The organism is Acinetobacter sp. Ac_5812, assembly GCF_013072695.1.
Classification (GTDB): domain Bacteria; phylum Pseudomonadota; class Gammaproteobacteria; order Pseudomonadales; family Moraxellaceae; genus Acinetobacter.
Map to the genome: position 1 here is coordinate 71,457 of NZ_LXUK01000008.1, position 13,082 is coordinate 84,538.

Annotated in this window: 13 protein-coding genes; 7 read left to right on the forward strand and 6 right to left on the reverse strand. The window is 42.5% G+C overall.

Annotated elements, in window-relative coordinates; all coding sequences use genetic code 11:
* The first annotated feature begins 149 nt into the window (after positions 1–149).
* A complete protein-coding gene (locus A7P55_RS06345; protein WP_004656050.1) occupies positions 150–356 on the forward strand; it encodes a DUF2061 domain-containing protein in 207 nt (68 codons plus the stop codon).
* A 53-nt stretch (positions 357–409) separates the two neighbouring features.
* Positions 410–1,273 carry a LysR family transcriptional regulator gene (locus A7P55_RS06350; RefSeq protein ID WP_033133252.1) on the forward strand — a complete coding sequence of 288 codons (864 nt, stop codon included), beginning with the start codon at positions 410–412 and terminating at the stop codon, positions 1,271–1,273.
* An 8-nt stretch (positions 1,274–1,281) separates the two neighbouring features.
* On the opposite strand, the gene A7P55_RS06355 is transcribed toward A7P55_RS06350, so the two are convergent.
* The 4 genes from A7P55_RS06355 to A7P55_RS06370 all read right to left on the reverse strand — a co-directional run bounded on the left by A7P55_RS06355 (position 1,282) and on the right by A7P55_RS06370 (position 5,167).
* Positions 1,282–2,067 (reverse strand): hypothetical protein, encoded by a 786-nt coding sequence (locus A7P55_RS06355; RefSeq protein ID WP_171551499.1) that lies wholly within the window; start codon positions 2,065–2,067, stop codon positions 1,282–1,284.
* Between the two features lie 72 nt (positions 2,068–2,139).
* Positions 2,140–2,886 (reverse strand): sporulation protein, encoded by a 747-nt coding sequence (locus tag A7P55_RS06360; protein ID WP_171551500.1) that lies wholly within the window; start codon positions 2,884–2,886, stop codon positions 2,140–2,142.
* Positions 2,887–2,944: 58 nt separating this feature from the next.
* Positions 2,945–4,378 carry a DUF2252 domain-containing protein gene (locus A7P55_RS06365; RefSeq protein WP_171551501.1) on the reverse strand — a complete coding sequence of 478 codons (1,434 nt, stop codon included), beginning with the start codon at positions 4,376–4,378 and terminating at the stop codon, positions 2,945–2,947.
* A gap of 138 nt (positions 4,379–4,516) precedes the next feature.
* Complete coding sequence (locus A7P55_RS06370; protein WP_171551502.1) at positions 4,517–5,167, reverse strand: HAD family hydrolase; 651 nt, start codon at positions 5,165–5,167, stop codon at positions 4,517–4,519.
* A gap of 183 nt (positions 5,168–5,350) precedes the next feature.
* Between A7P55_RS06370 and A7P55_RS06375 the strand changes: the two genes are divergently transcribed.
* Positions 5,351–5,827: an RNA pyrophosphohydrolase gene (locus A7P55_RS06375; RefSeq protein WP_004656060.1), complete on the forward strand. Its 477-nt coding sequence runs from the start codon at positions 5,351–5,353 to the stop codon at positions 5,825–5,827.
* Between the two features lie 93 nt (positions 5,828–5,920).
* Complete coding sequence (gene ptsP, locus A7P55_RS06380; protein WP_171551503.1) at positions 5,921–8,215, forward strand: phosphoenolpyruvate--protein phosphotransferase; 2,295 nt, start codon at positions 5,921–5,923, stop codon at positions 8,213–8,215.
* A 78-nt stretch (positions 8,216–8,293) separates the two neighbouring features.
* On the opposite strand, the gene A7P55_RS06385 is transcribed toward ptsP, so the two are convergent.
* A complete protein-coding gene (locus A7P55_RS06385; protein ID WP_171551504.1) occupies positions 8,294–8,743 on the reverse strand; it encodes a hypothetical protein in 450 nt (149 codons plus the stop codon).
* A gap of 632 nt (positions 8,744–9,375) precedes the next feature.
* Here A7P55_RS06385 and A7P55_RS06390 point away from each other — a divergent pair.
* From A7P55_RS06390 to A7P55_RS06400, 3 genes are all read left to right on the forward strand, one after another.
* Entirely contained in the window at positions 9,376–10,896 is a 1,521-nt protein-coding gene (locus A7P55_RS06390; RefSeq protein ID WP_171551505.1) for a catalase, read from the forward strand.
* A 92-nt stretch (positions 10,897–10,988) separates the two neighbouring features.
* Complete coding sequence (locus tag A7P55_RS06395) at positions 10,989–11,429, forward strand: DCC1-like thiol-disulfide oxidoreductase family protein (RefSeq protein ID WP_171551506.1); 441 nt, start codon at positions 10,989–10,991, stop codon at positions 11,427–11,429.
* Complete coding sequence (locus tag A7P55_RS06400) at positions 11,426–11,833, forward strand: DoxX-like family protein (protein WP_171551507.1); 408 nt, start codon at positions 11,426–11,428, stop codon at positions 11,831–11,833. Before A7P55_RS06395 ends, A7P55_RS06400 begins: the two co-directional genes overlap by 4 nt.
* Here A7P55_RS06400 and A7P55_RS06405 read toward each other — a convergent pair.
* Complete coding sequence (locus tag A7P55_RS06405) at positions 11,820–12,872, reverse strand: MBL fold metallo-hydrolase (RefSeq protein WP_171551508.1); 1,053 nt, start codon at positions 12,870–12,872, stop codon at positions 11,820–11,822. The genes A7P55_RS06400 and A7P55_RS06405 overlap by 14 nt on opposite strands.
* Positions 12,873–13,082: the final 210 nt, after the last annotated feature.

Sequence of the window (13,082 nt, forward strand, 5' to 3'; positions counted from 1 at the left end):
TCATACGCACTCTGGCTTTGAGCAGCTGATGTTAAATTAATCACCTCACGATTTATAAATCCAATCGTGCTGAATTGAAATTTCCTTTTTACATTTTAAATGATAATGATTATTATTTAATTAAATAGAGATTTTGTAGGGTGAAACAGATGTCAAATATTCAACAATTCGTCATGAACAATAGTCGGACTTTGAAAAAAACCTTGAGTTATTACATCATGCATATTAGTGTTGCGATGATCGTTGCTTACCTTATTACAGGCAATTGGCTCATGGCAGCAACCTTAAGTTTAATTGAACCAACGGTACAAGCCTTTGCTTTTTTCTTTCATGAAAAAGTATGGAATTATTTCTAATTCAAACATACTGCTTATAAAACTAATTTTAAAATCTCCTTGGACAAGCTTGTATGAACCTCGCTGCTTTTGAAGCATTTGTAAAAGTGATGGAAACCGGTTCAATTTCCATCGCAGCAGAACAATTATTTATTACCCAACCCGCGGTCACGAAACGGATTCACAGCTTGGAAGACTACTTTGGGGTTAAGCTGTTTGAATCTGCAGGTCGGGGCATTCAACCTACTCATGCCGCACATTCTCTATTACCTAAAGTCCGGACTTGGCTGAATGAATTAGGGGAAATTCATCATACTTTGAGTCATGAACAAGCACAGGTCCAAGGCCGCTTAAAGATTGGTACCAGTCATCATATTGGTTTGCATCATTTGGCTGAACCGCTGAAAAACTTTGTGCAGCATTATCCTCAAGTGACCTTGGATGTGCATTTTGTCGATTCAGAACAAGCCCATGAACTGGTTTTGGCCGGTGAGCTGGAACTGGCATTTTTAACCTTACCGCCAGCTGGGGATGATCGCCTGAATTATGTGACCATCTGGAATGATCCATTGGTGTTTGTGGCTGCGCCCTTCCACCCTTTGGCACAGCAACCCCAACTCAAACTTGAAGACCTGATTAGCTACCCAAGTTTGTTACCTGCTGCACAAACCTATACCAGTCAGATCACTTTGTCTGAATTTGAGCGGAATGGCTTAAAACCGAAAATCACGATGAGCAACAACCCTTTGGAATCCATTCGAATGTTGGTCTCAATTGGTCTCGGCTGGTCAGTGTTGCCAAAAACCTTGGTCAATCAGGATTTAAAACAGCTCGATTTAAAACTGGATATGCAGCGTCAACTCGGTATGGTTTGGCATCCTGCACGAATTCAGTCTAAAGCGGCTGAGGAATTGATCCGTATGATGCATGTCGGTTAATCTCAGGATTAGTCTCCCCCACCGCCACCACAACTGCTGCAACTACTACAGCTATTGCTACTACTGCTGCAACTTGAAGAGGATGACGAAGATTGTGCCTGTATATATTGCGCATAATCCTTGGTCATCAATTCTAAATTAAAATACTGCCCATCCTGCCAGTTTAAGGCCTGATCAATGGCAAATAGTCTCGGTAACAACGTGGTATTCCTTGGCTGATAGGCATGTAAACCACAACTGTTTCGCCACGCCGCAAATAACTGTTGTGTTTGCTGCGTGGACGTTGTACTGGCATCATAGGGACTATGCTGTAACTGCCGACCGAGTATCTGTTCACATAAGTCTTGATACTGCTTTGGAAACTCCAGCATGACATGCCATAACGAATCAACTGCATGTGAAGGCATGGCATAGGCTTGTTTTTGCATGACATGCAAAGCCAAGTAATCCTTAAATCCAGCTTCGATCAATTGTCGTTGTTTTAGACCCAGTTCTGGATAATAGAATCTGAATTTATTCCAAAAAATCGGATCGAATTTGAATTGCTCAATCTTTTGTAATTTTTTAGATTTAGAACGCGCAATCAGGGTCAGATTCAGCACAATCACTGACCATATAAAGGGCAAGATCACCCAAGCAGTAAACAGCTGTTGCTGCCAACTGTACATCAAAATCAATAGCAAGATCGGGAGCGCGATCCATCGCATTTTGATCATCGGTTGTTGTCGTTTTAATTGCAATAATGTATCGAGCAAGATGGAAGTCTGAGCTTCCTGATTTATTTTTATTTTCATGGTTTGATCTTAAAAATAAATGATGACAGTAATATGACAAAAAAACCTCCCCAAAGGGAGGTTGAATCTGACTTATCCAATCTGCAATAAACGGCGAATTTGCTGGGCCATCTGAGCGACATCTAAGAGATGATGCGGAATGGTCATCGACAATAACTGATCTGAGCGGAAACGACGGTCAATCTCAAGCATGACATGGGTTTGATGCGCTTCAGCAACAAAAGACACTTCCACCTCATTAAAACCACTGAACATAGTTGAAGATACAAACTCTAGTTCTTGGTAGCAGCCAATCGTCGATCTAAAGTTCTGTGCAGTCAGTTGGCCTTTTTCTACATCCACGGTGGATAATACAAATCCGCATTGCTGCATGGCTTGTAAAAACATTTGCATGGCAGGTGTTGGCAAGATTCTTAAATAATCACGATCCGTTGCATCCACGCCCCAATCCACATCCAGACGGGTATTGATCCAGACCCGTGTTGCATTACGGCGGCAAGAAACTTCGGTAATCGGTGTTTCATGTGGGATTTCCATGGTGAAAGGAACATGGTGCGATTGATGTGCCGGCAATGAAAAATTAGAACTGATTAACCATTGATCCAAAACCAACGGTTGATTAAATTCATGATCGCCGGACTCGACCTCCGCCATGGTCATCAGTTGCAAATACAGACCTTTAATTTCTTTATCGGTTGAGCCACCTTTAAAGTTAATCTCGCCGCGTAGCGTTTCCCCGGCTTGTAAGGTTGAATTAAACAAACGAGTTTCAACAGTGGCACCTTGCAGGCCCAAACCTGACATAATTTTGCTAAACATTTTGTCTTTTTTCTCTCAAATCATGACTATTTTTATGTCTGTACTCACAGACCAATTATTAAAGGGCATCATCGCCAGCGAGCTGAATCTTAGCATCTGCTACCGCATTCATGAATTGCTGATAGTCATTTAAATTACGCTCAGCTGACTGAGTCGCATAATCCTGTAAAACCTCAACGATGGTACTGCCTTCACCTAAATAGCCCATCAATACATCGGCATTGCCGGCTTTGGCATGTGCATGGGCTAAAGCGAGACCGCAACTTTCCGCATATTCATAGAAATATTCATCATCCATATCGGCAAGATCAACCGAAATTTTCATATCTCGTAACTGACGCACATGGAAATCCTGTTGCAAGCTGGAAAAGCCCAAAAAAATATCGCTGGCCGCTTGCATCAGTTGTTGACCATGAATCACTCGCTCACCTTCGTGCTGAACTTTGTCTTTAAACAGCGGGCTCAAAATCGAAGGATTGGCTTCTTTCATTTGTAAGATTAATGGTTCACGGTCTGCATCTTCAAATAAAGCAATTGCTGAACGGGTTCCAACACTGCCGACCCCTACCACTTTCAGTGCCACATCGGTACGCTGATAGCGATCAAACAATACCTGTCGATCAAATTTCAATGAATCGCGATAGTGTAGAAAGAATTCATCGACTTGCTCAGCAAAAGGCTCATCCGCTTTGGGGTGCCACAGTAAAGGCGCATCATCAATAAAATGTCTAAACCCAGTTTCAGCATCTTGTTGGGTTAGCTTGGGTAACACCGAATGCGCATTGCGCTTTTGGGCTGAATCTAGATGCTTGGCACGTTTCTTTCTGAGTTTCCGGCATTCGGTATTTTCTAATAAGGTGCTGGCATCGACCTTTTCATACCACACCTGCAATGGGGATAAGGCCATATTTTCAAGCAAGTGTTTGCGATAGCTATTCAGCATGGTTTTAATGGCTTTTAAGCCGCTGCGCTCTCCCAAGCCAATGTCTTTGGCCGCAATCACAAAACTGGTCACTAAACGTTTTAAATCCCACTCGAATGGCGCAACCAAGGTTTCGTCGAAGTCATTAATGCCAAATAACAGGTTACGTTCAGGACTGGCAAAACCACCAAAGTTGCTTAAATGGCAATCGCCACAAATTTGCTGAAACAAACCTGAGTTGTGTTGTTCCCATGCTTGATCAAATAGCATGAGCGCGGGCATACCACGATAGAATGTAAACGGCGAGACACTCATCCGCTTGGCACGAATCGGCTGTAATTGTGCTAGGCGTCCTTGATTGCTCCAATCATAAAGCGTTAAGGCCGTGGTACCTTTGGGACGTACTGAAAGTTGAGCCAAGTTTTCACGTGGAACTTTTTTTCGTTGTGTCTTACCTAATTGAAAGCCTTCGCTTTTGCTCAATAACTTGCCTTGATAGCGATGTCGTGTGAGATCAATACTCTCTGCGGTCCAGAGTTGTTTTGGTAATTTGATTTGTTGTTTTGTCATAACACCCCCTATAAATCCAGTAGTGTTATAGCAATAATTTGAGTGAATAGGATAATGATTTTTTTAATTTTTTAGCGTGATGAAAGCACTGCCAAATATTCCATTTCAGCCGGACATATTTGGCAGCAAATCAAAACTTTAAATCGACCAGTCTTGAATATCCCAAGCCTGTTCCTGCGCTAGCTTTTCTAAACGATCATCTGGATTGACCGCAATCGCATGGGTGGCATATTCCAGCAAGAAACGATCATTGATTGAATCAGAATACGCCCATGACTCAGTCACTGATCGGCCAGCCAACCACTGATCCAGACGCGCAAGCTTGCCTTTTTGATAGCATGGAATCCCTGTGACCTTGCCCGTATATTGTCCATCAACCACTTCTGCATTGGTGGCAATAATCTCGGTAATGCCAAATTCACGGAAAATCGGTGCGGTAATAAAATCACTGGTCGCTGTAATTCCAACCAGCTCATGCCCTAGCGCTTGATGCTTTTTAATCGCCTCGAAACCTTTAGGACGCATCTGCGGACGGATAACCTTCTGCATAAACAACTGATGTAACTCAGTTAAATAATGATTATCGTGCTTGGTCAAGAATTGAAATACAAATTCATTATAAGCAATCGGGTCAAGTTGCCCTGCTTTATAGTCTTCGTAGAATTTGTCATTCATTTGACGATGATGAACTGGATCGACTAAACCTTCATTGACTAAAAATTCACCCCAAGAGTGATCAGAATCAGTATTTAACAGGGTGTGATCTAAATCAAACAAAGCCAATTGCATAGAATTTCTCGTTTAAACTGAAAATTAAGAAAAAAAATGTAAATCTATCACCGCTAGTCGATAGAAATTCGTTAAGATCATAGCAATTTTAAACATTTTACTTTGACCTTTTTCGAGTTGGACAAGAAGAGTGACTGTCCCCGAGATCAAAGTCAACGATATAGACAAAATTTAGGTAGCCAAATGATCGACTCAGAAGGTTTCCGACCCAACGTCGGGATCATTTTGGCAAACGATGACGGACAAGTTTTATGGGCAAAACGCATTGGTCACAATGCTTGGCAATTTCCACAAGGAGGAATCCAATTTGGAGAAACCCCTGAACAGGCACTTTTTCGTGAACTGAGAGAAGAAGTCGGTTTATTGCCCGAACACGTCCAAATTATAGCGCAAACAAAAGGTTGGCTGCGTTATCGTTTGCCACATCGGTACATTCGGTCAGATTCAGATCCGGTATGTATTGGACAAAAGCAGAAATGGTTTTTACTGAAGTTAACGGCCTCGCCGCATCATATTCAGTTAAACCTATCAGACCCACCCGAATTCGATGAATGGCAATGGGTGAGTTACTGGTACCCATTGGGTCAAGTGGTCAACTTCAAACGCGATGTTTACCGTAAAGCTATGATGGAATTATGTTTACAACTACCTCAGCGCTAATTGTCATGAAATCATCATTTTAAGCAATGATTTTTGGCAACAGAGCTGTTATAACTAGGCCTATAACGATTCAATAAATTGGAGTAAACATCCATGTCAAACATGCAACTCGACACGCTTAGACGCATTGTGCAAGAAATCAATGCGTCCGTCAGTTTGCATGATTCCTTGGACATTATGGTCAATCATGTGGCCGATGCCATGCATGTGGATGTCTGTTCAATTTATTTATTGGACGAGCGTAATCGTCGTTATGTACTGATGGCGTCTAAAGGATTAAAACCAGAGGCGGTTGGCACTGTATCGCTCAGTGTTGGTGAAGGTTTGGTTGGCTTGGTCGGTCAACGTGAAGAAATCGTCAACTTAGACAATGCCCCTAAACATGAGCGCTTCGCCTATTTACCTGAAACAGGTGAAGAGCTGTTCAACTCCTTCCTTGGCGTTCCAGTGATGTATCGTCGCAAGGTAATGGGGGTGCTGGTTGTTCAAAATAAAGAGTCTCAAGACTTTAGCGAAGCCGCTGAATCATTTTTGGTCACACTTTGTGCACAGCTCTCAGGTGTAATTGCTCATGCACATGCTGTGGGAAATATTGATGTGTTCCGTAAACCCAGCAATGGCCCAAGCTATAAAACCTTCCAAGGGGTGTCTGGTGCAGGTGGTGTGGCCTTAGGTCGTGCCATCGTGTTGTACCCTCCTGCTGACCTTGCTGCGATTCCAGATCGTGAAGCCGAAGACATCAGTGACGAATTAGAATTATTAGATCAAGCCATTGCTGCAGTACGTTTAGAGATTCAGTCCCTAGACGAAAAAATGCAAGATTCACTCATGTCGGAAGAACGTGCCTTATTTAGCGTGTTTTTACGTATGTTAGATGAAAATGCGCTGCCGAGTGAAATCAAAGACCATATTCGTGCTGGCAGTTGGGCACAGGGTGCGGTACGCAAAGTCATCGACAAACATGTCGCGTTATTTGCACAAATGGAAGATGACTACCTGCGTGAACGTGTTTCTGATCTGAAAGATCTTGGGCGCCGAATCTTGGCTTGCTTGCAAGAAAACGATACCAGTCATCGTGAACTCAGCCCAGACAGCATTTTGATTGGCGAAGAGATCAGCACGGCAGCCTTGGTGGAATTGCCCGTGGATAATATCGCAGCGATTGTCACTTCAGAAGGCGCCGCCAACTCCCATATGGTGATTGTTGCACGTGCTTTGGGCATTCCAACTGTGGTCGGGGTCACCGAGTTACCCATCACCACACTAGATGATATCGAAATGATTGTGGATGCCTATCAAGGCCGTGTTTTCGTCAATCCACCGCGTCGTCTACGTCAACGTTATAAAGAAGTGCAAAAAGAAGAAGAGCAAATCGCCAAAGATTTGAAGCAATACGAAACCAAAGATGCAATTACCCCAGATGGCATCTCTATTCCTCTATTCGTCAATACCGGTTTGATGATTGATGTGGTGCGTGGTGTACAACGAGGTGCCAAAGGCGTTGGCTTATATCGTAGTGAAATTCCGTTCATGCTACGTGAGCGCTTCCCTGGCGAAGAAGAACAACGCGCCATCTATCGCCAACAACTCAGCCATTTTGCCAACAAGCCTGTGATTATGCGCACCCTCGATATTGGTGCGGACAAGGACTTACCGTATTTCAGTATTGAAGAAGAAAACTCAGCATTGGGTTGGCGTGGCATACGCTTTACCCTTGACCATCCTGAAATTTTCTCTGCGCAAATTCGTGCGATGCTCAAAGCCAGTATTGGTCTAAATAATTTGCATATCTTGTTGCCAATGGTGACCAGTGTCAGTGAAGTTGAAGAAGTGCTGTATCTGTTAGAACGTGACTGGATTGCGGTACAAGAAGAAGAGCAAGTCAAAATCACCAAACCTAAAATCGGGATTATGGTTGAAGTACCAAGTGTACTTTTACAGATTGATGAATTTGCCGAACTGGTTGATTTCTTCTCGGTGGGCTCAAACGATTTAACCCAGTATTTACTGGCTGTAGATCGGAATAACCCGCATGTGGCTAACGTCTATTCGCATTTCCATCCATCGGTACTACGTGCACTAAAACGTTTGGTTCAAGACTGTCATATCCATCAAAAACCAGTCAGCGTCTGTGGTGAAATGGCGGGCGACCCATTGTCTGCAATTTTATTGATGGCGATGGGTTTTAACACCCTTTCGATGAGTTCAAGCAACATTCTCAGAGTACGCAAAGCGATTTGTCATGTCCCAATGACTGATGCCAAAAAACTGTTGGATGATGTGCTGCAAATGAACAACCCACTGGTGATTAAAAGTTGGCTTGAACATTATTTCAAGACCCACGGTCTTGCCGACATGGTCAAATCCAATCGTATGCTGAATGTCTAAACGAGACCTTTCGATATAAGACCAAACATAAAAAAGGGCGATACTTTCAACAAGATCGCCCTTTTTCAATACATATGCTTATTTTGCTGAGCGCAGGTAAATCTGTTGTTTGCCGCCATTCAACGTCACGTTCGGAAATTGACGATCATAATCAATCACAATCGCATCTTTGCCAGTTAAATTCTTGGCATCCGATTCCCAAGTCACATAGTATTTGATTTTCGCATCATCCCGAACCGAGGGCTGAATAAGCTTACGGTGATCTGCAGGCACAGTAAAATCAACCACAAATGGGACCTGAGAGATTTGAACTTTTTTCTGCTGAATCAAAGTCGCTGGAACATCCGCGATCTGGCTGTCCACGGCATATAAGCTTACTGTACCCTGTTGTTGCGTTACCGCATAATTTCCTTGCCCAACAAACTCAACCTTCAAGGAATTTGCTTTAGTCTCATCTTTTTGTGGCATGGACGTACAACCTGCTAAAACAGTTAAAGATAACCCGAAACTCAACGCTAACTTTTTCATTTTTTTAATCTCTTCAAAGATAAGCACAAAATAACATAGCAAGCGTAAAAATCTTAAGGGCTTACATATTTACTACTGAGCATCTGCTTTTAGATAACAAGAAAAGTATGCTGAATAAATTCAGTCGTTTTCACTGTGCTCACTGAGTACATTCATCAATTTTAAGACACATCAAAAACCATGAGAGAAATCAATTTAGGACTCTTTACAGAACTCCAACAGGTAAAAACAGGCCCTTTTATACAAGAACTGATGTCTTTCTCACTTTCCAAAACAAACACTAGATTCAATTTCAACTAAAACCGAGCAAAGCAGTAAGTCTTTATTTTTTCGTTATCTTTTATCTTTTTTTAACAAATCTAACATTCAAAAAAGTACAGTTCATGTTTAAGATTTAGACAGCTTCAATCGAATAAAGCATTTATGACATCAACTTTAATCCATTGGAAAAAAAGCTTTCATCAACCTAGAGTAAAAATACAAAGGATGTGAACTTGATCATTATAAATCGCACTTAGGCATCCGAAATTTCGATACCCAATTTGCGCATGAGACAGTTAAACATTCATATCTTTGAACGGTCAAACAGTTGAGGTGACCTCACTCACGGGTCATCTTGATGGAGATAGAATATGAGCCAAGACGATAAAAAATGTCCTTATAGCCACTTAACCACTGATTTTGGTGCACCTGTGGTTGATAACCAAAATAGTATGACCGCTGGCGCTAGAGGACCGTTATTAGCCCAAGATTTATGGCTAAATGAAAAACTTGCCAACTTTGTCCGTGAAGTCATTCCTGAGCGCCGTATGCATGCCAAAGGTTCAGGCGCATTTGGTACATTCACCGTGACCCATGATATTACTCAATATACCCGCGCTAAAATTTTTAGCGAAATCGGTAAAAAAACTGAAATGTTTGCTCGCTTTACCACAGTTGCAGGTGAACGTGGTGCAGCAGATGCGGAACGAGACATCCGTGGTTTTGCTTTAAAGTTTTATACTGAAGAAGGTAACTGGGACATGGTCGGGAACAATACCCCTGTGTTCTTCTTACGTGATCCACGTAAATTCCCAGATTTAAACAAAGCGGTAAAACGCGACCCTAAAACCAATATGCGTAGTGCAACCAACAACTGGGATTTCTGGACATTACTTCCAGAAGCATTACACCAAGTGACGATCGTGATGTCTGATCGTGGTATCCCTTCAAGCTACCGCCATATGCATGGTTTTAGTAGCCATACTTATAGTTTTATTAATGCTGCCAATGAACGTTTCTGGGTAAAATTCCACTTTAGAACTCAGCAAGGGATTAAAAATTTAACCGATGCAGAAGCGGGCGAATTGGTGGGCCAAGATCGTGAAAGTCATCAGCGTGATTTATTTGATGCGATTGAACGTCAAGACTATCCAAAATGGACACTTTTTGTACAAATCATGCCAGAGCAAGATGCAGAGAAAGTTCCGTATCACCCATTCGATCTAACCAAAGTATGGCCTCACGGTGATTATCCACTGATTGAAGTTGGTGAGTTTGAACTAAATCGGAATTCTGAGAACTTCTTCTTGGATGTTGAACAATCTGCTTTTGCACCAAGCAACTTGGTACCAGGCATTAGTGCTTCACCAGACCGTATGTTACAGGCACGCCTGTTTAACTATGCCGATGCTCAACGCTATCGCTTGGGTGTGAACTATCAACAGATTCCAGTCAATGCTGCACGCTGCCCTGTACACAGTAATCACCGTGATGGCCAAGGTCGTACCGATGCCAACTATGGCGGCTTACCACACTACGAACCAAACAGCTTTGGTCAATGGCAAGAGCAACCTCAGTACAAAGAGCCCCCATTGAAAATTAATGGCGATGCTGATTTCTGGGATTATCGTGAAGATGACAATGACTATTTCAGCCAACCACGTGCATTGTTTGAATTGATGACACCTGAACAACAACAAGCACTGTTTGGTAATACTGCACGTGCGATGGGCGATGCTTTAGACTTCATCAAGTATCGTCATATCCGTAACTGCTATGCCTGCCACCCAGCTTATGGTGAAGGTGTTGCCGCCGCACTAGGGCTTAGCGTTGCGGATGCTCAGGCAGCACGTGAAACCGATCCAGCCCGCCATTTACCAAGCTTCCTATAAGCTTTGAAATGCTAAAACAAAAGTCATCCTCGGATGGCTTTTTTTATGCAATTGGGTGACAATTTATTCAAAACAACATCAGAAAAATAACCATGCCAAAACCATTACAGCAGTTGATTCAAAGCCATGACATCATCTTGTTTGATGCTGAGTGTGTGCTGTGCTCAGCATGGGCTGACTTTATGATCAAACACGATGTTGAGTATCTGTTCAAACTGGTCTCTGTTCAATCCAAGATTGGACAGCAGCTCCTCGCCTATTGTCATCTCCCTACTGATCATTTTGAAACCATGGTCTTACTGGAAAATGGTCAATGTTATACCGAATCGACCGCCTTTCTACGCATCGTTCAACGTCTAGACTCCCCTTATGCCAGTTTAAAATATGCGCGTGTTATTCCTAAAGTGATACGTGATTTTGCTTATCGTCGTATTGCGCTTAATCGTTATCGCTTATTTGGTCAAACCGAACAATGCTATCGAGTGACACCTGAAACTCAACAGCATTTTCTATTGGATGAGTTCTTAACATGAATGGAGAGAACCAGACGATTCAACAGATATTAAGATTTTGTCAGTTAATTATTGCCATTCTTTGGATTTATCAGGGGTTGATTCCCAAACTGATATTTCAGGTTGAAGGTGAATACTATGTCTGGCAACAACTCAATATTGTAGCCCCCTATATTCCGTGGATGATTTCACTGTCGGGCATTGCCGAGATCATTTTTGGTAGTTTATTTTTATTTTTAACTCACAAGTATTTACATTGGCTCAGCATTATCAGCCTGATTGGGTTATTTATTTTCGTTTTGTGTATTTATCCCAATCATATCTATCAAGCCTTTAATCCTGTGGTCATGAATATTGCACTTGCGAGCCTGTCTGTGATTTCACTGTGGTGTATCAAAGCACTACAACATGCTAAGCCCGAATAAAGTGCCCCTCGCGAATACAATAAAACGGATTCACCAATTTTGAAGAAGACTTCATGGCCTGCTGCAGTTCATGTTCAGGCGCATCGCGATCTTCATCGGTCAGCTGGAAAGTTCGGTAATGTATTGCCAAAGAACGATGGGCGTGCAAATCTAAATGCGCATGAAAAGCATCTTGCGGATTCATATGCACATAGCGCATCAGCATGCGTGGTTCATAAGCACCTATCGGCAATAACGCTACACGCGCATCGCCATAACGCTCATGGATTTGTTTAAAGTGCGTGGAATAGCCCGTATCCCCAGCAAAGAAACAATGGCCTGTTTTAGCAAGCAAGGAAAAACCGCCCCACAGTGCTCTATTTTGATCACGCACTCCACGTCCAGAAGTATGCTGCGCAGGTGTATACGCGATCTTCAACTCATCATGAAACGGAATCTCCTGCCACCAATCCATTTCAATCACATGTAAGTGCTTTGGCAGATAATAGCCATTGCCTAAGCCCGTATAAATTGGCATTTCAAACTTTTGATGTAACCATTCTAAAGTCGCCAAATCCATATGATCATAATGATTGTGGCTCAATAACACCCCATGAATGGTTGGAAGATGTTCTAGGGCAATTCCCGCAGGACAAACACGTTGTGGACCATTGCCCTGCTTCGGACTGACATATTCACACCAAACTGGATCGGTTAAAAAGTTATAAGGACCGATTTGAATGAGAACCGTTGCATGACCCACAAACCAGATTTGCCAATCATTCATATCTATATGCGGACGGTTCTGCGGAAGTTCCAACATGTGATTCCGCATATTCCATTCATGCGAACGATCGACCGTCCACGTCGATGATTGTCGTGTCGCCAGCCATTTGAGCAAACCTTTACGATCAAATGGTGTTAAGGGTTTCTGTAAATTATAAAAACGGTCAATGCCACAATGATCAGAAGCCTCATGCGGAAAAGGAGGTTTCCCCCAAGTATGGCTCAAGCAAGATTGTGTCGGCAATTGGTAGGTTAATGTCGGCTTATCTTTCATGTAGGTCTTCTTTGGTGGAATCTCATCGCATGAGGTGAATGGTTTGGTATACCGTTTAGGTCATGGACTATTTTTTAATGCGATCGCCTTTCAAATCGTAATGATTTTTTTAGGATTCTCGTCTTATTCCAAATCACTATAATCGGTCTTTGATCCTAACATAAGCTTGTTAGTTATGCTGATTTTCTCTGGCAGAGTCAACACAATTTT